This window comes from Nesterenkonia sp. NBAIMH1, assembly GCF_007922635.1.
GTDB lineage: Bacteria > Actinomycetota > Actinomycetes > Actinomycetales > Micrococcaceae > Nesterenkonia > Nesterenkonia pannonica.
Window position 1 is genome coordinate 1,716,806 of record NZ_CP042335.1, and the last position, 21,870, is coordinate 1,738,675.

The following is a 21,870-nucleotide window of genomic DNA, read 5'->3' on the forward strand; positions in this document are numbered from 1 at the left end:
AGGACCCGGTCCGGGTTGCGGGGAAAGTGCGCAACGAATGCCACATGTTTTTGTGTCTGCACGCAGACAGGGCAACAGCCCCACGCTGTTCCCCCGCAGAGACCTGACCCGGCCGGCACGGCCACAAACCTCTGAACCAATGGAGATCACCTAGTGCCTACTATTCAGCAGCTGGTGCGCAAGGGCCGCGAGCCCAAGCCCACCAAGAACCCAACCCCTGCCCTGAAGGGCAGCCCGATGCGCCGCGGCGTGTGCACACGTGTGTACACGACCACGCCGAAGAAGCCGAACTCGGCACTCCGGAAGGTTGCCCGTGTGCGTCTCGGCGGCGGCGTCGAGGTCACCGCATACATCCCCGGCGAAGGCCACAATCTGCAGGAGCACTCCATCGTGCTCGTTCGCGGCGGCCGTGTGAAGGACCTTCCCGGTGTGCGCTACAAGATCGTCCGCGGCGCCCTCGACACCCAGGGTGTCAAGGGCCGCGGCCAGGCCCGCAGCCGCTACGGCGCGAAGAAGGAGAAGAAGTAATGCCTCGTAAGGGACCCGCGCCGAAGCGCCCCCTCGTCCAGGATCCTGTTCACGGATCCCCGCTGGTCACCCAGCTGATCAACAAGGTTCTCGTCGACGGCAAGAAGTCCACCGCCGAGCGGATCGTCTACGGAGCCCTCGACGGCGTCGCCTCCAAGAACGGCGAGAACGCTGTGGAGACCCTCAAGACCGCGATGGACAACATCCGCCCGGCGCTCGAGGTTCGCTCCCGCCGCGTCGGCGGCGCCACCTACCAGGTGCCCGTCGAGGTCAAGCCCGGACGCGCCACGGCTCTGGCCCTGCGCTGGCTGGTCGGCTACGCCAAGGACCGCCGCGAGAAGACGATGACCGACCGTCTCATGAACGAGATTCTTGACGCGTCCAATGGGCTCGGGGCAGCAGTCAAGCGCCGCGAGGACACCCATAAGATGGCAGAGGCCAACAAGGCCTTCGCCCACTACCGCTGGTAAGCACTACTTCCAGAAGCAACCACCAAAAGGGGAAAAACCGTGGCACAACAAGAGGTGCTCACTGACCTGAAGAAGGTCCGCAACATCGGCATCATGGCACACATCGATGCGGGTAAGACCACCACCACCGAGCGCGTCCTGTTCTACACCGGTCTGAACCACAAGATCGGTGAGACTCACGATGGTGCGTCCACCACGGACTGGATGGATCAGGAGAAGGAGCGCGGCATCACCATCACCTCCGCCGCGGTCACCTGCTTCTGGGAGGACAACCAGATCAACATCATCGACACCCCCGGGCACGTCGACTTCACCGTCGAGGTGGAGCGCGCGCTCCGAGTGCTCGATGGTGCCGTCGCAGTGTTCGACGGCAAAGAGGGTGTGGAGCCGCAGTCTGAGACCGTCTGGCGCCAGGCCGACAAGTACAACGTTCCCCGCATCTGCTTCGTCAACAAGATGGACAAGCTGGGCGCGGACTTCTACTTCACGGTTGACACCATCAAGCAGCGCCTCGGCGCCAAGCCGCTGGTGATGCAGCTGCCGATCGGCTCGGAGTCCGACTTCGTCGGCGTCATCGATGTGCTCCACCAGAAGGCCCTGGTGTGGCCCGGCGACGCCAAGGGCGACGTCACCATGGGTGCCGAGTACGAGACTCGCGAGATCCCTGAGGACCTCAAGGAGCAGGCCGAGGACTACCGCAATGAGCTCATCGAAAGCGTCGCTGAGGCAGACGACGAGCTCATGGACAAGTACCTCAACGGTGAGGAGCTCACCATCGATGAGCTCAAGACCGGAATCCGCAAGCTGACCATCGCAGGCGACGCCTACCCGGTGTTCTGCGGGTCCGCGTTCAAGAACCGTGGGGTCCAGCCGATGCTCGATGCAGTCGTCGACTACCTGCCCTCACCAGCGGACGTCGACTCTATGGAGGGCCACAAGCCTGGCGACGAGGAAGTCGTCCTGACCCGTAAGCCGGGCAAGGACGAGCCGTTCTCGGCGCTGGCGTTCAAGATCGCTGCCCACCCGTTCTTCGGCCAGCTGACCTTCATCCGCGTGTACTCCGGCAAGCTCTCCTCCGGTGCCCAGATCGTCAATTCGACGAAGGGCAAGAAGGAGCGCATCGGCAAGCTCTTCCAGATGCACGCCAACAAGGAGAACCCGGTCGAGGAGATCCAGGCGGGTCACATCTACGCCGTGATCGGGCTCAAGGACACCACCACGGGCGACACTCTGTGCGACCCCAACGAGCAGATCGTTCTGGAGTCCATGAGCTTCCCGGAGCCGGTCATCTCGGTGGCCATCGAGCCGAAGTCCAAGGGTGACCAGGAGAAGCTCTCCACGGCCATCCAGAAGCTCGCGGCCGAGGACCCCACGTTCACCGTGAACCAGAACGAGGAGACCGGCCAGACTGAGATCGGAGGCATGGGCGAGCTGCACCTCGACATCCTCGTCGACCGCATGAAGCGGGAGTTCAAGGTTGAGGCGAACGTCGGCAAGCCGCAGGTCGCCTACCGCGAGACCATCAAGAAGGCTGTTCAGAAGGTCGAGTACACGCACAAGAAGCAGACCGGCGGCTCCGGTCAGTTCGCCAAGGTGATCGTGGACTTCGAGCCGCTCGACACCTCGGGCGAGGAGCTCTACGAGTTCGAGAACGCCGTCACAGGCGGTCGCATCCCTCGCGAATACATCCCTTCGGTCGACTCGGGCATCCACGATGCGATGCAGCTCGGCGTGCTTGCCGGGTACCCGATGGTCGGCGTCAAGGCGCGCCTCACCGACGGCCAGTACCACGACGTCGACTCCTCGGAGATGGCGTTCAAGCTGGCCGGCTCACAGGTCTTCAAGGAGGGTGCGAAGCGCGCGAACCCCGTGCTCCTCGAGCCCATGATGGCCGTCGAAGTCCGTACCCCCGAGGAGTACATGGGGGACGTCATCGGCGACCTGAACTCCCGCCGAGGCCAGATCCAGTCCATGGACGACGCTGCCGGCGTCAAGGTCATCAAGGCCGGCGTCCCGCTGTCCGAGATGTTCGGCTACATCGGCGAGCTGCGCTCCCGCACCCAGGGCCGCGCGGTCTTCACGATGACCTTCGAGTCCTACGCCGAGGTTCCCAAGGCTGTGGCGGAGGAGATCATCGAAAAGTCACGCGGCGAGTGATAGCTCACTAGTCGGTTTACGTCAATTTCAAGAAACACACCTTCATTTAGTAGACTTTCTGGAGTTTCAGCATGGGACAACCCTGTGCCTGAAAGAAGTCTTCTTCACCAACACGTTCTATAGGAGGAACCTGTGGCCAAGGCAAAGTTCGAGCGGAGCAAGCCGCACCTCAACATCGGCACCATCGGTCACGTCGACCATGGCAAGACCACCCTGACCGCTGCGATCTCGAAGGTTCTGGGCGACAAGTACCCGGACCTGAACGACCAGCGCGACTTCGCCTCGATCGACAACGCTCCTGAGGAGCGCGAGCGCGGCATCACGATCAACGTCTCCCACGTGGAGTACCAGACCGAGAAGCGTCACTACGCACACGTCGACGCTCCCGGCCACGCGGACTACGTGAAGAACATGATCACTGGTGCGGCTCAGATGGACGGCGCGATCCTCGTGGTCGCCGCCACTGACGGCCCGATGGCGCAGACCCGCGAGCACGTGCTGCTCGCCAAGCAGGTCGGCGTCCCCGCTCTGCTGGTCGCCCTGAACAAGGCCGACATGGTGGAGGACGAGGAGCTGCTTGACCTGGTCGAGATGGAGGTCCGTGAGCTGCTCTCGGACCAGGACTACGACGGCGACAACGCACCCGTGATCCGCACCTCAGGGCTGAAGGCTCTTGAGGGCGACGCTGAGTGGGTCAAGACCGTCGAGGACCTGATGGACCAGGTCGACGAGTTCATTCCGGAGCCGGAGCGGGACAAGGACAAGCCGTTCCTCATGCCTATCGAGGACGTCTTCACCATTACCGGCCGCGGCACCGTGGTGACGGGTCGCGCCGAGCGCGGCACGCTGAAGATCAACTCCGAGATCGAGATCCTCGGCATCCGTGACAAGCAGAAGACCACCGTCACCGGCATCGAGATGTTCCACAAGCAGCTCGACGAGGCATGGGCCGGCGAGAACTGCGGTCTGCTGCTTCGCGGTCTGAAGCGCGACGATGTGGAGCGCGGTCAGGTGGTGGCAGCCCCCGGCTCCATCACCCCGCACACCAAGTTCGAGGCCAACGTCTACATCCTGTCCAAGGACGAGGGTGGACGCCACAACCCGTTCTACACGAACTACCGTCCGCAGTTCTACTTCCGGACCACTGACGTCACCGGCGTCATCCACCTTCCTGAGGGCACCGAAATGGTGATGCCCGGTGACAACACCGAGATGTCGGTTGAGCTCATTCAGCCCATCGCCATGGAAGAGGGCCTCGGCTTCGCCATCCGTGAGGGCGGCCGCACCGTCGGCTCCGGCAAGGTCACCAAGATCACTCAGTGATTGTGCCTTCCGGGCTGCTCAGGCTGGCCCCGGTGCGGTGAGCATCGGATAACGACCTGAGAGCTGCAAGAGGCCCCCGAGCGCCATCAGGTGCTCGGGGGCCTCTTGCGTGCCCGGGCTGCGGACGAGGTGCGGCGCACCGAGAGACCCTGACGCGTTCGGAGTTGCGGCGCACCCTCCGGGCGTGGCACTATAGACAAGTTGCTCACCGCCGGGTGCTTGTGTGCCCAGCAGTGCAGCAGAACAGTTCGACAATCCACCCGGCCGCTACCGCGGGTGTTGCTGTGCACTGAGAAGTGCATCGTAAGCGACACGCCCGACCGCGGGGGCCGGAAGCCTTCAGGGAGAGCATCCCGCTGAATCAGCGGATTCGCCCTGTCAGGCCAGGCAAAAACTGCAGAAGGTGTTGACAGCTCTTTGACGGTTGCTCTGCGACCGCCTCTCTGGCGCTGGAGTCCGCATCGTATCTGCAGCCGCGCCCGGCCGCATCGAGGACGTATTGCAAGGACCACAGAGAGGCTCAACGCCATGGCGGGACAGAAAATCCGCATCCGGCTGAAGTCGTACGACCACGAGGTGATCGACACCTCCGCTCGCAAGATCGTCGACACAGTCACGCGCGCAGGCGCCACGGTCGTCGGCCCCGTGCCGCTGCCGACTGAGAAGAACGTCTACGCCGTTATTCGTTCACCTCACAAGTACAAGGACTCACGCGAGCACTTCGAGATGCGCACTCACAAGCGACTCATCGACATCGTCGACCCCACGCCCAAGGCCGTGGACTCGCTGATGCGTCTCGACCTGCCCGCCGATGTCAACATCGAGATCAAGCTCTAAGAGGGAGGTGCCTGAACAATGAGCAACATTTCTCGCGTTGAGCTGCCCGTCAAAGGTCTGCTGGGCACCAAGCTCGGCATGACCCAGGTCTGGGACGAGAACAACAACCTCGTACCCGTGACTGTCATCAAGGCTGACTCCAACGTCATCACACAGGTCCGAACCGCTGAGACGGACGGCTACAGCGCCGTACAGATCGGCTTCGGAGCCATCGACCCCCGTCAGGTGACGAAGCCCCTTGCGGGCCACTTCGCCAAGGCCGGGGTGACGCCGCGGCGTCACGTCGTCGAGATCCGCACCGCCGACGCATCCGACTACGAGCTCGGCCAGGACCTGAGCGTCGAAGCCTTTGAGGCCGGCCAGAAGGTCGACGTCATCGGCAAGACCAAGGGCAAAGGCTTCGCCGGCGTTATGAAGCGTCACGGCTTCGCCGGCGTCGGGGCATCGCACGGTCAGCACAAGAACCACCGCAAGCCGGGCGCCATCGGTATGGCCGCAACCCCCGGCCGCGTGTTCAAGGGTCTGCGGATGGCCGGGAAAATGGGCAACGCCCGCCACACCACCCACAACCTCACCGTCCACGCCGTGGACGCCGAGAAGGGCCTGCTGCTGCTCAAAGGCGCCGTGCCCGGCGCTCGCGGCGGCACCATCCTCGTCCGCACGGCCGTGAAGGGAGCCTGATCCACATGGCTAAGAAAGTTGCTGTCGATCTCCCGGGCGAGATCTTCGACACTGAGACCAAGCCCGCGCTGATCCACCAGGTTGTGGTGGCCCAGCAGGCGGCGGCCCGCCAGGGCACGAGCAAGGTCAAGACACGTTCAGAGGTCTCTGCGACCACCGCCAAGCCCTTCCGCCAGAAGGGGACCGGCCGTGCCCGTCAGGGCTCAATGATCGCCCCGCACATGATCGGAGGCGGCGTCGCTCACGGACCGACCCCTCGCTCCTATGCACAGCGGACTCCTAAGAAGATGAAGGCAGCGGCCCTGCGCGGTGCGCTGTCTGACCGGGCGCGCAACGGCCGCGTCCACGTCATCGACGCCATCGCTGCTGACGGGCCTTCGACGAAGGCCGGCAAAGATGCGCTTCAGGCAGTCGGAAGTGCCCGGAACTGGCTCGTGGTCATCGGCCGCGGGGAGGACAACGCCGCACTCAGCCTGCGCAATCTGCCCGAGGTGCACACCCTCTACGCGGACCAGCTGAACACCTACGACGTCGTCGTCTCCGACGAGGTCGTGTTCACTCAGGCCGGCTACGACGCCTTCCTCTCCCACGCTGAAGGCGGACAGAAGGACAAGGAGGAGGCCAAGTGAGCGCCACCATCAATAAGGATCCCCGCGATGTCATCCTCGCGCCGGTGATCTCCGAGAAGTCCTACAACAACATCGACGAGGGCAAGTACACCTTCCTGGTGGCTCCCGGATCGAACAAGACCGAGATCAAATACGCCGTTGAGAAGATCTTCAGCGTCAAGGTCGACAGGGTCAACACGATCAATCGCGAGGGCAAGCGCCGCCGCACCCGCTTCGGCTGGGGCAAGCGCAACGACACCAAGCGCGCGATCATCACCCTCAAAGAGGGATATGCAATCGACATCTTCGGAGGAGCCGCAGCCTGATGGCTGCCGGCACCACTTGATCGAAGGAAGAGCACATGGCAATTCGTAACCTCAAGCCGACCACACCGGGCCAGCGCGGCGCGTCAGTGGCCGACTTCGCAGAGATCACCCGGGACACCCCGGAGAAGTCCCTGCTTCGGCCGCTGACCAAGACGGGCGGCCGCAATGGTCAGGGCAAGATCACCACGCGTCACAAGGGCGGTGGACACAAGCGCCAGTACCGCGTGATCGACTTCCGTCGGTCCGACAAGGACGGCGTTCCCGCCAAGGTCGCTCACATCGAGTACGACCCCAACCGGACCGCACGCATCGCGCTGCTGCACTTCGCAGACGGCACCAAGCGGTACATCCTCGCCCCGGCCAAGCTGAACCAGGGCGATGCTATTGAGTCCGGCCCCAACGCTGACATCAAGCCCGGCAACAACCTGCCCCTGCGGAACATCCCACTGGGCACCGTGATCCACTCGGTGGAGCTCCGCCCCGGAGGCGGAGCAAAGCTGGGACGGTCAGCAGGTGTGGCCATTCAGCTCGTCGCTCGTGAGGGCAAGTACGCGCAGCTGCGCCTGCCCTCGGGCGAAGTGCGGAACGTGGATGTTCGCTGCCGCGCCACGGTCGGCCAGGTCGGCAACGCCGAGCAGTCGAACATCAACTGGGGCAAGGCCGGCCGCAACCGCTGGAAGGGCATTCGCCCGACCGTCCGCGGTGTGGTCATGAACCCCGTCGACCACCCGCACGGCGGTGGCGAGGGCAAGACCTCCGGCGGTCGTCACCCTGTCAACCCCAACGGCAAGCCCGAGGGTCGCACTCGTCGTCCCAACAAGGAAAGCGACAAGCTCATCGTGCGTCGCCGTCGTACTAAGAACAAGCGATAGGAGCCTGGAAACATGCCACGCAGCTTGAAGAAGGGCCCCTTCGTTGATCAGCACCTGTTCCTCAAGGTTCAGGCTGAGAACGAAAAGGGCACCAAGAATGTCATCAAGACCTGGTCCCGCCGTTCCATGATCATCCCGGACATGCTCGGCCACACCATTGCCGTGCACGATGGGCGTAAGCACATTCCGGTGTTCATCACGGAGTCGATGGTCGGGCACAAGCTCGGCGAGTTCGCTCTGACCCGCACGTTCCGCGGACATGTGAAAGACGACAAGAAGGGCAAGCGCCGCTGAGCGGGGCTGCACTTCAGGAAAGAAGGAGAGCAATGGAAGCCAAGGCAATTGCGCGCTACCTGCGTGTGACGCCTATGAAGGCCCGGCGCGTCGTCGACCTTGTCCGCGGCAAGCAGGCCAACGAGGCGCTGGCGATTCTTCAGTTCGCCCCCCAGGGGGCTTCTGAGCCGGTGTACAAGGTGGTTGCGTCAGCGCTGGCCAACGCACGTCAGCACGCTGACCGTGCGGGCACGGCGTTCAACGAAGACGACTACGTCATCACTGAGGCGCGCGTGGACGAGGGGCCGACCATGAAGCGGTTCCGCCCCCGTGCCCAGGGACGCGCCTTCCGCATCAACAAGCGCACCAGCCACGTGACCATCGTGGTCGGCACAGAAGAGAAAGGTGGGGATCAGTAGTGGGACAGAAGATCAACCCCAATGGTTTCCGTCTGGGCATCACCACTGACCACGTCACTCGCTGGTACGCCGACTCCAACAAAGCGGGTCAGCGGTACAAGGACTACGTCAAGGAAGATGCTCAGATTCGGGAGCTGCTCGAGAAGAGCGTCGAACGAGCAGGCATCTCCCGCGTGGAGATTGAGCGCACTCGCGACCGGGTTCGTGTGGACATCCACACCGCTCGGCCGGGCATCGTCATCGGTCGCCGCGGCGCCGAGGCGGACCGCATCCGCGGTCAGCTCGAGAAGCTCACGAACAAGCAGATCCAGCTGAACATCCTCGAGGTGAAGAACCCCGAAACAGATGCTCAGCTCGTCGCCCAGGGCGTCGCCGAGCAGCTTGCTGCCCGTGTGGCCTTCCGCCGCGCCATGAAGAAGGCGATCCAGTCCGCAATGCGCTCCGGCGCAAAGGGCATCCGGATCCAGTGTGCCGGACGGCTCGGCGGTGCTGAGATGTCTCGCTCCGAGTTCTATCGCGAGGGCCGCGTTCCTCTGCACACACTCCGGGCGAACATCGACTTCGGCAAGCACGAGGCGAAGACGACCTTCGGCCGCATCGGTGTGAAGGTCTGGGTCTACAAGGGTGACCTCACCGCCAAGGAACTCGCTGCGCAGCAGGCCTCGCAGCCGTCCGGCCGCGGCGGTGCCCGCGGCGGCCGCAACGAGCGCGGCGGTGAGCGCCGTCGTCGTGGCGGCGGACGTCGCGACGAGGCCTCCGCAGCACCTGCCGCAGAAGGAGGGCAGAACTGATGCTGATGCCAAAGCGCGTCAAGTTCCGCAAGCCGCACAAGCCTAAGCGCAGCGGCATGGCCAAGGGCGGCACTGAGCTGGCCTTCGGCGAGTACGGCATCCAGGCGATGGCCCCGGCCTACGTGACGAACCGTCAGATCGAGTCGGCCCGTATCGCTATGACCCGTTACATCAAGCGTGGCGGAAAGGTCTGGATCAACATCTATCCGGATCACCCCCTCACCAAGAAGCCTGCCGAAGTCCGCATGGGCTCCGGCAAGGGTTCGCCCGAGTGGTGGGTCGCCAACGTCAAGCCCGGACGCGTCATGTTCGAGCTTTCCGGTGTCAGCGAAGAGGTGGCCAAGGAGGCCCTCCGTCTGGCAATCCACAAGCTGCCTATGAAGGCACGCGTCATCAGCCGAGAGAGTGGTGAGTGAAATGGCAGTCGGATCTAAGGACCTGACCGTGGAGAAGCTTGCCAACATGGAGGCTTCAGAGCTTGCCGAGCACCTTCGTGGTGCTAAGGAGGAGCTGTTCAACCTCCGTTTCCAGCACGCCACCGGGCAGCTGGAGAACTCGGCTCGCCTCAAGGCCGTCAAGCGAGACATTGCGCGCATCTACACGGTGCTGCGCGAGCGTGAGCTTGGTATCCGTGAAGGTGCAGCTGAGGCCGAGAAGGAGACTGAGGACTGAGCATGAGCAAGCAGAACACTACGGCCGCAGCGCCCGCCAACAAGGCGCAGAGCGATGCAGCCTCCGAGCGCAACTACCGCAAGAACCTTCGCGGTGTCGTCGTCTCCGACAAGATGGAGAAGACGATCGTCGTTGAGGTCGAGGACCGCAAGAAGCACTCCCTCTACGGGAAAGTGATGAAGCGGCACACCAAGTTCAAAGCCCACGACGAGAACGGCGAGGCTGGGATCGGGGACACTGTCCAGATCTCCGAAACTCGCCCCCTCTCCGCCACCAAGCGGTGGCGCCTGGTGAAGGTCGTCGAAAAGGCGAAGTAGCAGCATCCAAGAAAAAGGGACCAGCCCCGCGTTTTGGGGTTTGGTCCCTTTTTCTGTATGATAATGAAGTTGTGCGCCCGTGTGCGTTGGTTTCAATTCGATTCCGCCGCGGACAGCGCACGTCTCCCAGCGCCGCCTCGGCCAGTGACAGGACCTGGAGCTCACTCTCCAGATCCAAAGATCGACTCACGTCGTTCTGGCTCACTGGGAAAGCGGCGGGAGAGAACGCCCGTATTTCTATATGTTCCACCAGGCTCGCGCTCGCGTGAGGACCAGTAGGACGGCAGGAGAAACCACGTGATTCAGCAGGAATCGCGGCTCAAGATCGCTGACAACACCGGTGCCAAGGAAATCCTTGTCATTCGCGTGCTCGGCGGTTCAGGACGCCGCTATGCAGGTATTGGCGACACATTCGTCGCCACCGTAAAAGACGCCATTCCAGGCGGAAACGTCAAGAAGGGCGACGTCATCAAAGCGGTCGTCGTCCGGTCGAAGAAGAAGACCCGTCGCAATGACGGCTCGTACATCTCCTTCGACGAGAACGCCGCCGTCATTCTCAAGGGTGACAGTCAGGACCCACGCGGAACCCGTATCTTCGGTCCCGTTGGTCGTGAGCTTCGCGACAACAAGTTCATGAAGATCGTCTCCCTGGCTCCGGAGGTGCTGTAGACCATGGCAGCAAAGATCAAGAAGGACGACCTCGTCCAGGTGCTCGCCGGCAAGGACAAGGGCAAGCAGGGCAAGGTGCTCGAGGTTCTTCCCAAGCGCGACCGCGTGGTCGTCGAAGGGGTCAACCGCATGAAGCGGCACCTCCGCGCCGGCCAGTTCGGCAGCACTGAGGGGGGCATCGTCGAGTCCGAGGCGGCCATCCACGTCTCGAACGTGGCTGTGGTCGACCCTGAGACCGGCAAGCCGACCCGCGTCGGGTTCCGCATGGAAGACGCGGACGGCGAGACCACGAAGGTCCGCTACGCCAAGGCCTCCGGGAAGGAGCTGTCATGACTGAGACCGTCAACGAGTCCGCCATCGTCCCTCGCCTGAAGGGCAAGTACCGCGATGAGATTCGCGGATCCCTCCAGGAGGAGTTCAAGTACTCCAACGTGATGCAGGTTCCCGGCCTGGTCAAGGTGGTCGTGAACATGGGTGTCGGCGAGGCTGCTCGCGACTCCAAGCTCATCGACGGCGCCGTGACCGACCTGACCAGCATCACCGGTCAGAAGCCCAAGGTCACGCGGGCACGCAAGTCCATCGCGCAGTTCAAGCTGCGCGAGGGCCAGCCCATCGGTACTCACACGACTCTCCGCGGAGACCGCATGTGGGAGTTCGTCGACCGTCTGGTGACATTCGCGCTGCCGCGCATCCGCGACTTCCGCGGCCTGAGCCCCAAGCAGTTCGACGGCAACGGCAACTACACCTTCGGTCTGAATGACCAGTCGGTCTTCCACGAGATCGACCAGGACAAGATCGACCGTCCTCGCGGTATGGACATCACACTGGTGACCACTGCAGCGACTGACGAGGAAGGCCGCGCACTGCTTCGCGCACTCGGCTTCCCCTTCAAGCAGGACTGACTACCTTACGAAGAACGACGTCGTAGGTCCCCTCACTAGAGCTCGACTCCGGAGAGGGAGAAACCGCGGCGAGGAAGGGCACAAGCCCAATATGACGATGACCGATCCTGTCGCAGACATGCTGACGCGTCTGCGCAACGCCAACTCGGCCTTCCACGATCAGGTGTCCATGCCCAGCTCCAAGCTGAAGGTGCGGATCGCCGACATTCTGAAGGCTGAGGGCTACATCACCGACTGGCGCGAGGACGAGGCCGAAGTCGGCAAGACCCTTGTAATCGACCTGAAGTTCGGTCCGAACCGTGAGCGTTCGATTGCCGGCCTGCGCCGGATCTCGAAGCCCGGCCTCCGGGTCTACGCGAAGTCCACCAACCTCCCGCACGTGCTGGGCGGCCTGGGCATCGCGATCCTGTCCACATCCTCCGGTCTTCTGACTGACCGGCAGGCCGGCAAGAAGGGCGTGGGCGGAGAAGTCCTCGCCTACGTCTGGTAACCGGAAGGAGCGCACCAGAAATGTCACGTATTGGTCGACTTCCGATCACCATTCCATCAGGCGTCGAGGTCACGATGAACGGCCGCGAGGTCGCAGTCAAAGGACCCAAGGGAGAGCTCTCCCGCACGCTCGCTCAGGGCATCATCGTGGAGATCGAGGACAGCACCGTCACGGTGAGCCGTCCCGACGACTCCCGCGAGGCCCGCTCGCTGCACGGCCTCACCCGCACCCTGATCAACAACATGATCATCGGTGTGACCGACAGCTTCACCAAGAAGCTTGAGATCGTCGGCACCGGCTACCGGGTGCAGGCCAAGGGCAGCGACCTTGAGTTTGCCCTGGGCTACTCCCACCCCGTCCCGATCAAGGCCCCCGAGGGGATCACCTTCACGGTCGAGGGTGCCAACAAGCTGGCCGTCACAGGCATCGACAAGCAGCAGGTCGGCGAGGTCGCCGCAAACATCCGCAAGCTGCGCCGCCCTGACCCGTACAAGGGCAAGGGCGTGCGCTACGAGGGCGAGCAGCTTCGCCGCAAGGCCGGAAAGGCAGGTAAGTAATCATGGCTATCGGTATCAAGGGCAAGTCAAAGTCCGCTGCCCGCGGCCGGCGCCACCTGCGCCTGCGCAAGAAGGTATCCGGCACCGCCGAGCGTCCGCGCCTGGTGGTCAACCGCTCCTCGCGCCACATGGTCGCCCAGGTCGTCAACGACGTGGAGTCCCACACCGTGGTCTCCGCCAACACCATGGAGGCGGACCTTCGGAGCTTCGACGGCGACAAGACCGCCAAGGCCAAGCGCGTTGGTGAGCTGATCGCTGAGCGAGCCAAGGCTGCCGGCATCGAAGCCGTGGTCTTCGACCGCGGCGGCAACAAGTACCACGGACGTGTCGCAGCAGTTGCTGACGGTGCACGGGAAGGTGGGCTGGAGCTGTGAGCGAGAACACCAACGAGAAGGACGCACAGGTGACTGAGGCCAACGAGACCACGGAGGCCGCTGCCCAGCAGCAGCCCCAGTCCGAGAACACCCAGAACCAGAGCCGAGGCGAACGTTCAGGCGGCCGCGACGGCGGTCGGGGCGGACGCGGCGGTGGACGTGACGGAGGTCGCGGAGGACGCGGCGGCCGTGACGACGACCGGGACAAGTTCCTCGAGCGCGTCGTCACCATCAACCGAGTCTCCAAAGTGGTCAAGGGCGGTCGTCGCTTCAGCTTCACTGCACTTGTCGTTGTCGGAGACGGCGAAGGCATGGTCGGCGTCGGCTACGGGAAGGCGAAAGAGGTCCCCGCAGCCATCCAGAAGGGCGTTGAGGAGGCCAAGAAGAGCTTCTTCCGCGTGCCGCGCGTCGGCTCGACCATTCCTCACCTGGTCAAGGGTGAGGACGCTGCGGGCGTCGTGCTGCTCCGTCCTGCTTCCGCCGGTACCGGTGTGATTGCAGGCGGTCCGGTTCGTGCAGTGCTCGAGTGCGCCGGCATCCACGACGTTCTGACCAAGTCCATGGGCTCGGTGAACGCGATCAACATCGTCCACGGAACCATTGACGCTCTGAAGCAGCTCGAAGAGCCTGAGGCAGTGGCAGCGCGCCGCGGCAAGTCCCTCGACGAAGTTGCTCCTGCGCGGATGGTCAAGACCATGCAGGCGGACCGCGAGGCCCGCGCGCAGAAGGCAGGTGCATAGAGATGGCACAGAAGGTCCAGCACAGCACAGCACCGGACTTCAAACCCTCCGATGCGCAGCTGAAGGTCACTCAGATCAAGTCCACCATCGGTGCCAAGCCGGCCCACCGCGAGACCGTCCGGTCCCTCGGCCTGAAGCGGATCCACCACACCGTGGTTCGACAGGCCGACCCGGCCACCGTGGGCATGCTCAACGCGGTCAAGCACCTCGTCAAGGTTGAGGAGACCAACTAATGGCAGAGAACACCCCTGCAGAGGGCGATGTGCTCAAGCTGCACGACCTGAAGCCAGCCCCCGGATCCCGGAAGGCGCGCACGCGCGTCGGCCGCGGTGAAGCATCGAAGGGCAAGACTGCTGGTCGAGGCACTAAGGGCACCAAGGCCCGGTATCAAGTACGCCCCGGCTTCGAGGGTGGGCAGCTCCCGCTGCACATGCGCCTCCCGAAGCTGCGCGGGTTCAAGAACCCCTTCCGCGTGGAGTACTCCCCGGTCAACGTGGGCAAGCTTGCAGAAGCTTTCCCCGAGGGCGGCAGCGTCACCGCCGCCGACCTCATCAGCAAAGGCCTTGCACGCAAGGGCCAGCCGGTGAAGGTTCTCGGCTCCGGAGAGATCTCATCGGCTCTCACAGTGAAGGCCCACGCCTTCTCTGCGTCCGCCGAGCAGAAGATCACCGCAGCTGGAGGGTCCGTCGAGACCCTCGCGGTGAAGGGCTCTCCGAAGCCCGAGTGAAGATCGACTTGACGTGAGACGAGCCCCCTGGGGCCTCAGCAGAGGCCGCAGGGGGCCGTTCGCGTTAGGATGGCAGACTGTGTGGTCGCCTGACCATTAGAGGAGGACGCTTGTTCAGCGCAATAGCCAGGGTGTTCCAATCGCCCGACCTGCGCACGAAGATCCTGTTTACGCTCGGGATCATCGTGATCTACCGCATCGGCGCATTCATCCCGGCCCCCGGGGTTGACTACGCCGGGGTGCAGCGGTGCCTCGCGCTGGGCAACGCCGAGGGCGGCCTGTACAACTTCGTGAACATGTTCTCGGGCGGGGCCATGCTCCAGCTCTCCGTCTTCGCGCTGGGAGTCATGCCGTACATCACGGCAGCCATCATCGTGCAGCTGCTCCGCGTGGTCATACCGCGCTTCGAGTCCCTCCAGCGTGAGGGTGCCCAGGGGCAGGCCAAGCTGACTCAGTACACGCGATACCTCACTCTCGCCCTCGCACTGATGAACGCGACCGTCCTCGTGACCATGGCCCGCACCGGAAGCCTCCTGGGGTGCGAAGGCGAATGGATCATGCCCGACCAGTCCATGTTCATCATCCTGCTGATGATCCTCACGCTCGTCACGGGCGTCGCGCTGATTATGTGGCTCGGCGAGCAGATCACCGAGCGAGGTGTCGGCAACGGCATGTCCATCCTCATCTTTGTGGCCATCGCAGCCGGCTTCCCCGGCTCAATGCAGGAGATCTGGGCAGTTCAGGGCTGGCGAGTGTTCACCGTCGTCTGTGTGATCGGACTTCTCCTGGTGGCAGCCATCGTCTTCGTCGAGCAGTCCCAGCGCCGAGTTCCCGTCCAGTACGCAAAGAAGCAGATGGGGCGCCGGACCGTCGGAGGCTCGTCCACCTACATCCCCATCAAGGTCAACATGGCGGGCGTCATCCCCGTGATCTTCTCCTCCTCGGTGCTGATGCTCCCCAGCGTGTGGATGCAGTTCAACCAGCCGGCGGCGGGCGAAGACGTCGGCCCCGTGTACGAGCTGGTGGCTCAGTACTTCGGAAGCGGTGACCACCCGCTGTACATGGCCGCATTCTTCTTGGCCACCGTCGGCTTCACATACTTCTACGTGTCGATCACGTTCAACCCCAACGAGGTGGCCGAGAACATGCGCAAGTACGGCGGCTTCATCCCCGGCGTGCGCGCCGGCAAAGCCACCGAGTCGTACCTCGCATACGTCATCAGCCGAATCACGTTCCCCGGCGCGCTCTATCTCGGGTTCATCGCTCTGATCCCGCTGATCGCATTCGTGCTGATCGGGGCCGACCAGAACTTCCCGTTCGGCGGCACGTCCATTCTGATTATGGTCGGCGTCGGTCTGAACACCGTGAAGCAGATCAATGCACAGCTTGAGCAGCACAACTACGAAGGGCTTCTGCGATGACACGCATGCTGATCGTCGGACCACCCGGTGCCGGCAAGGGGACTCAGTCCAAGAAGATCTCTGAGGAGCTCGGCATCGTCGCCATCTCCACAGGCGACATCTTCCGCGAGAACATCAAGGGAGGCACTGCGCTGGGCCAGGAGGCGCAGCGCTATGTCGAGGCCGGGAATCTCGTGCCCGACTCGCTGACCAACCGGCTGGTCGAAGACAGGCTTGCGTGGGAGGACGCGGCTGATGGCTTCCTGCTGGACGGCTACCCCCGCAACCTCACTCAGGTCGAAGCGTTCGACGGGATCCTCGCCCGCCTCGGAGCCCGTCTCGACGTGGTCCTAGAGCTGGTGGCGGACAAGGAGGAGCTCGTCTCCCGACTGTCCAAGCGCGCAGAGATGGAAGGCCGCCGGGACGACACCGAGGACGTCATTCGGCACCGCCTTGAGGTCTTCGAATCGGAGACTGCGCCGATGATCGCGGAGTACTCCACACGAGGCGTGCTGAGGCAGGTCGACGGCCTCGGAGCCGTCGACGAGGTCAACGCGCGCATCATGAAAGAGCTCCCCTGAGCATGTTCAACCGGTCGCGCGTAGAGCTCAAGACGCCGGAGCAGCTCCGGCATATGGATGCTGCAGGCACCATCCTCTGCGAGGCGCTGGATGCCACGATCGAGCACGCCGCGCCGGGGGTCACCACCGGAGAGCTCAACCGCATCTTCGCCGACGTGGTCACGTCCCACGGAGCCAAGCCGAACTTCTTGAACTACCACGGCTTCCCAGGCTGGATCTGCACCTCCGTCAACGAAGAGGTGGTTCACGGGATCCCCGGTGATCGTCGGCTCGAGCAGGGAGACGTTCTCAAGGTGGACGGCGGCTGCATCGTCGAAGGCTGGCATTCGGACTCCGCCCGCACCGTCATCCTCGGCTCCGCCGCCCACGGAACAGCAGACCCCGAGGACGAACGCCTCTCCAGCATTACCCGCGGGGCTCTGTGGGCCGGCATCGCCGCCTTCGCAGAGGCAAAGCACGTCGGCGAAGTGGGGGAGGCCGTCGAAGACTACGTCAGGTCCAACGGCGGCTCCGACCTGGGCATCCTGGAGGACTACGTAGGACACGGAATCGGCTCGGCCATGCATATGGAGCCCGACGTGTTCAACTATTCCACCGGCATGAAGGGCACCCGGATCAAGCCGGGGATGGCCGTCGCCATTGAGCCCATGCTGGTCCGCGGAAGCATCGACACAAAGGTGCTGGACGACGACTGGACCGTGGTGACGACCGACCGCTCCCGCTCAAGCCAGTGGGAGCACTCCGTGTGCCGTCACGAGGACGGCGTATGGGTCCTTACCGCACCCGACGGCGGAGCCGCAGATCTGGCTCCCCACGGGGTCTCTCCAGCAGCCCTCCGCTGACGCGCGCTCCCGAACTGGCGCGCCGGCCTTGACTCCGGTACGATCGTCTGTTGGTTGTCTCTGCGGTCATTCGCGCCCAGAGGCTCTGAAGCAGAAATCCAGATTCTTCTCTCCAATCGCCTGTCGGGCCAGCGTGGCCGGCAGACCGTGCGGAGAAGGATCGCGACCGGTGTGTGGAGCGTATGGGGAAAAAAGAAGGCGTCATCGAAGTAGAGGGCTCAGTCGTTGAGGCTCTGCCCAATGCCATGTTCCGAGTGAGACTGGAGAACGAGCACGTGGTGCTTGCGACCATCTCGGGCAAGATGCGCCAGCACTACATCCGTATCCTCCCTGAGGACAGGGTCGTCGTAGAGATGAGTCCCTATGACCTCAACCGCGGCCGCATCGTCTACCGCTACAAGTAAACCAAGACAGAGGTATAGCCATGAAGGTGAAGCCGAGCGTCAAGCCGATCTGCTCCGAATGCAAGCTGATCCGCCGCAAGGGCGTGGTCCGCGTGATCTGCAAGAACGCACGCCACAAGCAGCGCCAGGGCTGAGGCCCAGCGCACCACAGCTCAATACACAGAACAGCAGTGCGGCTCGCGAATGAGCTGGCGAGCACACCTCCGGTTGCCGAAGGCCGGAGACCCGATGAGAGCCTCACCTCCGAGGCCGGGCCCCAGGGCCCCTGCGGGGAGCGCTGCTGAAGACCTTCGGACGAACTAAGGAGGACTGACCAGATGGCACGTCTGGCAGGAGTCGACATCCCCGATGCGAAGCGCTCGGTGATCGGACTCACCTACATCTACGGCGTGGGCCGAACCCGCGCCGCCGAGGCTCTCGAGGCCACCGGCATTGACCCCAACTCTCGCGTGAAGGACCTGACGGACGACCAGCTCGTCCAGCTGCGCGACTACATCGAAGCCAACTTCACCGTCGAAGGCGATCTGCGCCGTGAGGTCTCAGCAGACATCCGCCGCAAGGTTGAGATCGGCTCCTACGCGGGCATTCGCCACCGTCGCGGCCTGCCCGTCCGTGGTCAGAAGACAAAGACCAACGCGCGTACCCGCAAGGGCGCGAAGAAGACCGTCGCAGGCAAGAAGAAGTAGTTCAGCAGGAGAATCATGCCCCCCAAGACTCGAGCCGCCGCGCGCAAGCCGCGCCGCCGCGCATCAAAGAACATCACCCAGGGTCAGGCTCACATCAAGTCGACCTTCAACAACACCATCGTCTCCATCACCGACTCCACCGGTGCTGTGGTCTCCTGGGCCTCGTCGGGCGAGGTGGGCTTCAAAGGCTCACGCAAGTCCACGCCCTTCGCCGCGCAGATGGCCGCCGAGCAGGCTGCCAAGCGGGCGCAGGAGCACGGAATGAAGAAGGTTGACGTCTTCGTCAAGGGCCCGGGATCCGGTCGCGAGACTGCGATCCGGTCGCTTCAGGCTGCAGGCCTCGAGGTCGGATCGATCTCCGACGTCACGCCTTCGGCCCACAACGGCTGCCGCCCCCCGAAGCGCCGTCGCGTCTGACGCTTCTTCGCTCCGCCACAGCATCGACGCGCCCAGCGACGTCGTGCGCAATACATGAAGTTCCCCCGACGAAAACAGTGTGCGTCAAATAGCGGACGCACGCGGATAAGGAACCGCAAGTGCTCATTGCACAGCGCCCCACGCTGACAGAAGAAGTCGTCAACGAAACCCGCGCCCGCTTCACCATCGAGCCCCTCGAGCCCGGCTTCGGCTACACCCTCGGCAACTCGCTGCGCAGGACCCTCCTCTCCTCCATTCCGGGCGCCGCAGTCACCAGCGTCCGGATCGACGGCGTGCTGCACGAGTTCAGCACGATCTCGGGCGCGAAGGAGGACGTCACCGAGATGGTCCTCAACGTGAAGAAGCTCTCGGTGTCCTCGGAGCACGACGAGCCGGTCGTCGCCTACCTGCGCAAAGAGGGACCTGGTGCGGTCACCGCGGCAGACATCACCCCCCCGGCAGGAGTGGAGTTCCACAACCCAGATCTCCAGCTGCTGACGCTCAACGAGCACGGCAAGCTGGACCTGGAGCTGACCATCGAGCGTGGACGCGGCTACGTCTCCGCTGCGATGAACAAGCTCGAGGACTCAGAGATCGGCCGGATCCCCGTGGACTCCATCTACTCGCCCGTCGTGAAGGTCAGCTACAAGGTCGAAGCCACCCGTGTGGAGCAGCGCACCGACTTCGACAAGCTGACGATCGACGTCGAGACCAAGCCGTCGATGGACCCGCGCGACGCGCTGGCCTCGGCCGGCTCCACACTCGTGGAGCTGTTCGGCCTGGCCAAGGAGCTGAACTTCTCGGCTGAGGGCATCGAGATCGGGCCTTCGCCCACCGACGCTGCCCTGGCTGCGGATATGGCTCTGCCGATTGAGGACCTGGAGCTCACCGTGCGCTCCTACAACTGCCTCAAGCGTGAGGGCATCCACACCATCGGTGAGCTCACGGCACGCTCCGAGGCCGACCTCATGGACATCCGCAACTTCGGTGCGAAGTCCATCGATGAGGTCAAGGAGAAGCTCGTGGAGTACAACCTCCAGCTGAAGGACTCGCCTGAGGGCTTCGATCCCACGGCCGCGCGTTTCGCCGCTGAAGAGGAAGAGTACGACGACGAGGATCCTCAGTTCTCCAACTGAGGCTCCGCACAGATTCGGCTCGCCTCGCAGGGTGAGCGTGTAACCAAGGAGTAGGACAATGCCAACCCCCACTAAGGGACCTCGTCTGGGCGGAGGCCCAGCGCACGAGAAGATCATGCTGGCCAACCTCTCGGCCCAGCTGTTCGAGAATCGCTCGATCACCACGACGGTGACCAAGGCCAAGCGCCTGCGCCCGTACGCTGAGCGTCTGATCACCCTCGCCAAGAAGGGCGACCTTGCTGCACGCCGCAAGGTGGTCGGCCAGATCAGCGCGAAGAACGCCACCAACCAGGGCATCGTGCACGAGCTGTTCACCGTCATTGCGCCGGCGATGGCTGAGCGCGAAGGCGGCTACACCCGCATCACCAAGATCGGCAACCGCAAGGGCGACAACGCCCCCATGGCTGTCATCGAGCTTGTGATGGAGCCCGTGAGCCCCAAGCAGCAGGTCGTCCGCGACGCAGAGGCCGCTGCGGCGTCCGCTGCTCCCGCTGAGGAAGAGGCTCCGCAGGAGCAGGCTGCTGACGAGGCAGTCCAGACGGAGGCGTCCGACGCCGCCGCTGCTGAGGCGCCCGCCGACACCGAGTCTGACGAAGCAGCAGCTGAGGCTGCCGCCGAGGAGACTCCGGAGGAGGACAAGTAAGTCCCCGTCCCTCATCAGAAATGCCCCCGAGCCCTTAGGGCCGGGGGCATTTCTGTATCGTTCTCAGTATGCCCCGACTGCGCCTGGACCTCGCCTACGACGGCAACGCGTACCACGGGTGGGCCGCCCAACCCGGCCTTCCCACCGTCGAAGGAGCACTGCGGGAGGCGCTTGCCACCGTCGTCCGACGGCCAGTCCCAGTGACCGTCGCAGGACGGACGGACGCCGGGGTGCACGCCCGCGGACAGGTGGTGCACCTGGATCTGAGCGAGGAGGAGTTCGAGGCGCTCGGCCGCGGACGGGACATCAGCCCCGTCGACGCTATGCACCGACGACTGTCGGGGGTTCTGGGCCGTGAGGATGGGGCACTGGTGCTCCATGCGGTGCGTGAGGCGCCGGCAGACTTCGACGCGCGCTTCTCCGCTCTCAGCCGCACCTACTCCTACCGCATGGCAGACCAGCAGATCCGATGGGACCCCCTCAGCCGCCGGAGCACGGCCTGGGTGCGCAGCGCACTCGATGAGACTCTGATGGACCTCGAGGCGATGAGCGTCCTGGGACTCCACAACTTCGGCAGCTTCTGCAAGCCGAGGGACCGCAGCACCACAGTTCGGGAGCTTCAGGAATTTAGGATCCGAAGGGGAGAGGACGGGGTGCTGAGCCTGCGCATCACAGCCGATGCCTTCTGCCACCACATGGTCCGGGCACTCGTCGGCGCCTGCATCGAGGTGGGGGAGGGTCGACGAGAGCCTGGGTGGCTGACAGCCAGGCTGGGCCGGGCGTCCTGGGATCAGGACGTGCGCCTCGCCCCGCCTCACGGGCTCGTGCTCGACTCGGTTCAGTATCCCCAGGACGCTCACCTGAGGGCACGGGCTCGTCAGACGCGGGCCCTGCGAGAGGCCTCGTGAGACCTGCATCACCACGTGCGGGGAATGCGAGGACCTGGGCCGATGAGCCTGCAGGCAAATATGTTGCATAGCGCGATATATGTGGGCAGAATCGACGCGGTTTTGCCCGACACGACGGAA

Annotated in this window: 34 protein-coding genes; all 34 read left to right on the forward strand. The window is 63.9% G+C overall.

Annotated features, from left to right (window positions below; genetic code table 11):
• The first annotated feature begins 153 nt into the window (after positions 1-153).
• The 34 genes from rpsL (at position 154) to truA (ending at position 21,750) form a co-directional block, all read left to right on the forward strand.
• A complete protein-coding gene (gene rpsL, locus FS388_RS08120; protein ID WP_146340961.1) occupies positions 154-528 on the forward strand; it encodes a 30S ribosomal protein S12 in 375 nt (124 codons plus the stop codon).
• On the forward strand, positions 528-998 hold the full coding sequence (gene rpsG / locus FS388_RS08125; protein WP_146340962.1) for a 30S ribosomal protein S7: 471 nt from the start codon (positions 528-530) through the stop codon (positions 996-998). Before rpsL ends, rpsG begins: the two co-directional genes overlap by 1 nt.
• 39 nt (positions 999-1,037) lie before the next feature.
• Complete coding sequence (fusA, locus tag FS388_RS08130; RefSeq protein WP_146340963.1) at positions 1,038-3,155, forward strand: elongation factor G; 2,118 nt, start codon at positions 1,038-1,040, stop codon at positions 3,153-3,155.
• A gap of 132 nt (positions 3,156-3,287) precedes the next feature.
• Positions 3,288-4,478: an elongation factor Tu gene (tuf, locus tag FS388_RS08135; RefSeq protein ID WP_146340964.1), complete on the forward strand. Its 1,191-nt coding sequence runs from the start codon at positions 3,288-3,290 to the stop codon at positions 4,476-4,478.
• A 528-nt stretch (positions 4,479-5,006) separates the two neighbouring features.
• A complete protein-coding gene (gene rpsJ, locus FS388_RS08140) occupies positions 5,007-5,315 on the forward strand; it encodes a 30S ribosomal protein S10 (protein ID WP_022871716.1) in 309 nt (102 codons plus the stop codon).
• A gap of 18 nt (positions 5,316-5,333) precedes the next feature.
• A complete protein-coding gene (rplC, locus tag FS388_RS08145; protein WP_146340965.1) occupies positions 5,334-5,996 on the forward strand; it encodes a 50S ribosomal protein L3 in 663 nt (220 codons plus the stop codon).
• 5 nt (positions 5,997-6,001) lie between these two features.
• Positions 6,002-6,625 carry a 50S ribosomal protein L4 gene (gene rplD / locus FS388_RS08150; protein WP_146340966.1) on the forward strand — a complete coding sequence of 208 codons (624 nt, stop codon included), beginning with the start codon at positions 6,002-6,004 and terminating at the stop codon, positions 6,623-6,625.
• Positions 6,622-6,930 carry a 50S ribosomal protein L23 gene (rplW, locus tag FS388_RS08155; RefSeq protein WP_146340967.1) on the forward strand — a complete coding sequence of 103 codons (309 nt, stop codon included), beginning with the start codon at positions 6,622-6,624 and terminating at the stop codon, positions 6,928-6,930. Before rplD ends, rplW begins: the two co-directional genes overlap by 4 nt.
• A gap of 35 nt (positions 6,931-6,965) precedes the next feature.
• Positions 6,966-7,802, forward strand: coding sequence for a 50S ribosomal protein L2 (rplB, locus tag FS388_RS08160; RefSeq protein ID WP_146340968.1), 837 nt, complete (start codon positions 6,966-6,968; stop codon positions 7,800-7,802).
• 12 nt (positions 7,803-7,814) lie between these two features.
• The gene (gene rpsS / locus FS388_RS08165) at positions 7,815-8,096 is read left to right on the forward strand and encodes a 30S ribosomal protein S19 (RefSeq protein ID WP_146340969.1); all 282 of its coding nucleotides are present in this window, start codon (positions 7,815-7,817) and stop codon (positions 8,094-8,096) included.
• 32 nt (positions 8,097-8,128) lie between these two features.
• Complete coding sequence (rplV, locus tag FS388_RS08170; protein WP_146340970.1) at positions 8,129-8,494, forward strand: 50S ribosomal protein L22; 366 nt, start codon at positions 8,129-8,131, stop codon at positions 8,492-8,494.
• Positions 8,494-9,285, forward strand: a complete 792-nt coding sequence (gene rpsC / locus FS388_RS08175) for a 30S ribosomal protein S3 (protein WP_146340971.1) — start codon at positions 8,494-8,496, stop codon at positions 9,283-9,285. Before rplV ends, rpsC begins: the two co-directional genes overlap by 1 nt.
• The gene (rplP, locus tag FS388_RS08180) at positions 9,285-9,701 is read left to right on the forward strand and encodes a 50S ribosomal protein L16 (RefSeq protein ID WP_146340972.1); all 417 of its coding nucleotides are present in this window, start codon (positions 9,285-9,287) and stop codon (positions 9,699-9,701) included. Before rpsC ends, rplP begins: the two co-directional genes overlap by 1 nt.
• 1 nt (position 9,702) lies before the next feature.
• Positions 9,703-9,957, forward strand: a complete 255-nt coding sequence (gene rpmC / locus FS388_RS08185; protein ID WP_146340973.1) for a 50S ribosomal protein L29 — start codon at positions 9,703-9,705, stop codon at positions 9,955-9,957.
• 2 nt (positions 9,958-9,959) lie between these two features.
• Entirely contained in the window at positions 9,960-10,274 is a 315-nt protein-coding gene (gene rpsQ, locus FS388_RS08190) for a 30S ribosomal protein S17 (RefSeq protein WP_146340974.1), read from the forward strand.
• A 297-nt stretch (positions 10,275-10,571) separates the two neighbouring features.
• A complete protein-coding gene (rplN, locus tag FS388_RS08195; RefSeq protein WP_146340975.1) occupies positions 10,572-10,943 on the forward strand; it encodes a 50S ribosomal protein L14 in 372 nt (123 codons plus the stop codon).
• A gap of 3 nt (positions 10,944-10,946) precedes the next feature.
• A complete protein-coding gene (gene rplX / locus FS388_RS08200) occupies positions 10,947-11,276 on the forward strand; it encodes a 50S ribosomal protein L24 (RefSeq protein ID WP_146340976.1) in 330 nt (109 codons plus the stop codon).
• Complete coding sequence (rplE, locus tag FS388_RS08205; RefSeq protein WP_146340977.1) at positions 11,273-11,845, forward strand: 50S ribosomal protein L5; 573 nt, start codon at positions 11,273-11,275, stop codon at positions 11,843-11,845. Before rplX ends, rplE begins: the two co-directional genes overlap by 4 nt.
• Before the next feature lie 91 nt (positions 11,846-11,936).
• Entirely contained in the window at positions 11,937-12,335 is a 399-nt protein-coding gene (gene rpsH, locus FS388_RS08210; RefSeq protein WP_146340978.1) for a 30S ribosomal protein S8, read from the forward strand.
• A gap of 20 nt (positions 12,336-12,355) precedes the next feature.
• A complete protein-coding gene (gene rplF, locus FS388_RS08215; protein ID WP_146340979.1) occupies positions 12,356-12,892 on the forward strand; it encodes a 50S ribosomal protein L6 in 537 nt (178 codons plus the stop codon).
• A 2-nt stretch (positions 12,893-12,894) separates the two neighbouring features.
• A complete protein-coding gene (gene rplR / locus FS388_RS08220) occupies positions 12,895-13,266 on the forward strand; it encodes a 50S ribosomal protein L18 (RefSeq protein WP_146340980.1) in 372 nt (123 codons plus the stop codon).
• Positions 13,263-14,006 (forward strand): 30S ribosomal protein S5, encoded by a 744-nt coding sequence (gene rpsE, locus FS388_RS08225; protein ID WP_146340981.1) that lies wholly within the window; start codon positions 13,263-13,265, stop codon positions 14,004-14,006. Before rplR ends, rpsE begins: the two co-directional genes overlap by 4 nt.
• Positions 14,007-14,008: 2 nt before the next feature.
• Positions 14,009-14,239, forward strand: coding sequence for a 50S ribosomal protein L30 (gene rpmD, locus FS388_RS08230; RefSeq protein WP_146340982.1), 231 nt, complete (start codon positions 14,009-14,011; stop codon positions 14,237-14,239).
• Positions 14,239-14,733, forward strand: coding sequence for a 50S ribosomal protein L15 (rplO, locus tag FS388_RS08235; protein ID WP_146340983.1), 495 nt, complete (start codon positions 14,239-14,241; stop codon positions 14,731-14,733). The genes rpmD and rplO overlap by 1 nt, the downstream gene beginning before the upstream one ends.
• Positions 14,734-14,843: 110 nt before the next feature.
• Positions 14,844-16,154 (forward strand): preprotein translocase subunit SecY, encoded by a 1,311-nt coding sequence (secY, locus tag FS388_RS08240; protein ID WP_146340984.1) that lies wholly within the window; start codon positions 14,844-14,846, stop codon positions 16,152-16,154.
• Positions 16,151-16,714: an adenylate kinase gene (locus FS388_RS08245; protein ID WP_146340985.1), complete on the forward strand. Its 564-nt coding sequence runs from the start codon at positions 16,151-16,153 to the stop codon at positions 16,712-16,714. Before secY ends, FS388_RS08245 begins: the two co-directional genes overlap by 4 nt.
• Positions 16,715-16,716: 2 nt before the next feature.
• A complete protein-coding gene (gene map, locus FS388_RS08250; RefSeq protein WP_146340986.1) occupies positions 16,717-17,556 on the forward strand; it encodes a type I methionyl aminopeptidase in 840 nt (279 codons plus the stop codon).
• A 182-nt stretch (positions 17,557-17,738) separates the two neighbouring features.
• Entirely contained in the window at positions 17,739-17,960 is a 222-nt protein-coding gene (gene infA, locus FS388_RS08255; protein ID WP_146340987.1) for a translation initiation factor IF-1, read from the forward strand.
• Between the two features lie 20 nt (positions 17,961-17,980).
• Positions 17,981-18,094 (forward strand): 50S ribosomal protein L36, encoded by a 114-nt coding sequence (rpmJ, locus tag FS388_RS08260; RefSeq protein ID WP_146340988.1) that lies wholly within the window; start codon positions 17,981-17,983, stop codon positions 18,092-18,094.
• A 183-nt stretch (positions 18,095-18,277) separates the two neighbouring features.
• Positions 18,278-18,646, forward strand: coding sequence for a 30S ribosomal protein S13 (rpsM, locus tag FS388_RS08265; protein ID WP_146340989.1), 369 nt, complete (start codon positions 18,278-18,280; stop codon positions 18,644-18,646).
• 15 nt (positions 18,647-18,661) lie between these two features.
• A complete protein-coding gene (gene rpsK / locus FS388_RS08270) occupies positions 18,662-19,063 on the forward strand; it encodes a 30S ribosomal protein S11 (protein ID WP_146340990.1) in 402 nt (133 codons plus the stop codon).
• Between the two features lie 119 nt (positions 19,064-19,182).
• Positions 19,183-20,199, forward strand: a complete 1,017-nt coding sequence (locus FS388_RS08275) for a DNA-directed RNA polymerase subunit alpha (protein ID WP_146340991.1) — start codon at positions 19,183-19,185, stop codon at positions 20,197-20,199.
• 58 nt (positions 20,200-20,257) lie between these two features.
• A complete protein-coding gene (rplQ, locus tag FS388_RS08280; protein ID WP_146340992.1) occupies positions 20,258-20,842 on the forward strand; it encodes a 50S ribosomal protein L17 in 585 nt (194 codons plus the stop codon).
• Between the two features lie 68 nt (positions 20,843-20,910).
• Positions 20,911-21,750, forward strand: coding sequence for a tRNA pseudouridine(38-40) synthase TruA (truA, locus tag FS388_RS08285; protein ID WP_146340993.1), 840 nt, complete (start codon positions 20,911-20,913; stop codon positions 21,748-21,750).
• Positions 21,751-21,870: the final 120 nt, after the last annotated feature.

Excerpts from the sequence above, each read along its gene's own strand:
- rpsQ (WP_146340974.1), top strand. The coding sequence starts at position 9,960 with ATGAGCAAGCAGAACACTACGGCCGCAGCGCCCGCCAACAAGGCGCAG.
- rplB (WP_146340968.1), top strand. The coding sequence starts at position 6,966 with ATGGCAATTCGTAACCTCAAGCCGACCACACCGGGCCAGCGCGGCGCG.
- rpsG (WP_146340962.1), top strand. The coding sequence starts at position 528 with ATGCCTCGTAAGGGACCCGCGCCGAAGCGCCCCCTCGTCCAGGATCCT.
- rplP (WP_146340972.1), top strand. The coding sequence starts at position 9,285 with ATGCTGATGCCAAAGCGCGTCAAGTTCCGCAAGCCGCACAAGCCTAAG.
- rplO (WP_146340983.1), top strand. The coding sequence starts at position 14,239 with ATGGCAGAGAACACCCCTGCAGAGGGCGATGTGCTCAAGCTGCACGAC.
- rplQ (WP_146340992.1), top strand. The coding sequence starts at position 20,258 with ATGCCAACCCCCACTAAGGGACCTCGTCTGGGCGGAGGCCCAGCGCAC.
- rplC (WP_146340965.1), top strand. The coding sequence starts at position 5,334 with ATGAGCAACATTTCTCGCGTTGAGCTGCCCGTCAAAGGTCTGCTGGGC.
- rpsK (WP_146340990.1), top strand. The coding sequence starts at position 18,662 with ATGCCCCCCAAGACTCGAGCCGCCGCGCGCAAGCCGCGCCGCCGCGCA.
- truA (WP_146340993.1), top strand. The coding sequence starts at position 20,911 with ATGCCCCGACTGCGCCTGGACCTCGCCTACGACGGCAACGCGTACCAC.
- rplD (WP_146340966.1), top strand. The coding sequence starts at position 6,002 with ATGGCTAAGAAAGTTGCTGTCGATCTCCCGGGCGAGATCTTCGACACT.
- rplE (WP_146340977.1), top strand. The coding sequence starts at position 11,273 with ATGACTGAGACCGTCAACGAGTCCGCCATCGTCCCTCGCCTGAAGGGC.
- rpsS (WP_146340969.1), top strand. The coding sequence starts at position 7,815 with ATGCCACGCAGCTTGAAGAAGGGCCCCTTCGTTGATCAGCACCTGTTC.
- rplV (WP_146340970.1), top strand. The coding sequence starts at position 8,129 with ATGGAAGCCAAGGCAATTGCGCGCTACCTGCGTGTGACGCCTATGAAG.
- infA (WP_146340987.1), top strand. The coding sequence starts at position 17,739 with ATGGGGAAAAAAGAAGGCGTCATCGAAGTAGAGGGCTCAGTCGTTGAG.
- rpsJ (WP_022871716.1), top strand. The coding sequence starts at position 5,007 with ATGGCGGGACAGAAAATCCGCATCCGGCTGAAGTCGTACGACCACGAG.
- rpmC (WP_146340973.1), top strand. The coding sequence starts at position 9,703 with ATGGCAGTCGGATCTAAGGACCTGACCGTGGAGAAGCTTGCCAACATG.
- rpsH (WP_146340978.1), top strand. The coding sequence starts at position 11,937 with ATGACGATGACCGATCCTGTCGCAGACATGCTGACGCGTCTGCGCAAC.
- rplR (WP_146340980.1), top strand. The coding sequence starts at position 12,895 with ATGGCTATCGGTATCAAGGGCAAGTCAAAGTCCGCTGCCCGCGGCCGG.
- rplF (WP_146340979.1), top strand. The coding sequence starts at position 12,356 with ATGTCACGTATTGGTCGACTTCCGATCACCATTCCATCAGGCGTCGAG.
- FS388_RS08245 (WP_146340985.1), top strand. The coding sequence starts at position 16,151 with ATGACACGCATGCTGATCGTCGGACCACCCGGTGCCGGCAAGGGGACT.
- rplX (WP_146340976.1), top strand. The coding sequence starts at position 10,947 with ATGGCAGCAAAGATCAAGAAGGACGACCTCGTCCAGGTGCTCGCCGGC.
- rpsM (WP_146340989.1), top strand. The coding sequence starts at position 18,278 with ATGGCACGTCTGGCAGGAGTCGACATCCCCGATGCGAAGCGCTCGGTG.
- rpmD (WP_146340982.1), top strand. The coding sequence starts at position 14,009 with ATGGCACAGAAGGTCCAGCACAGCACAGCACCGGACTTCAAACCCTCC.
- rpmJ (WP_146340988.1), top strand. The coding sequence starts at position 17,981 with ATGAAGGTGAAGCCGAGCGTCAAGCCGATCTGCTCCGAATGCAAGCTG.
- map (WP_146340986.1), top strand. The coding sequence starts at position 16,717 with ATGTTCAACCGGTCGCGCGTAGAGCTCAAGACGCCGGAGCAGCTCCGG.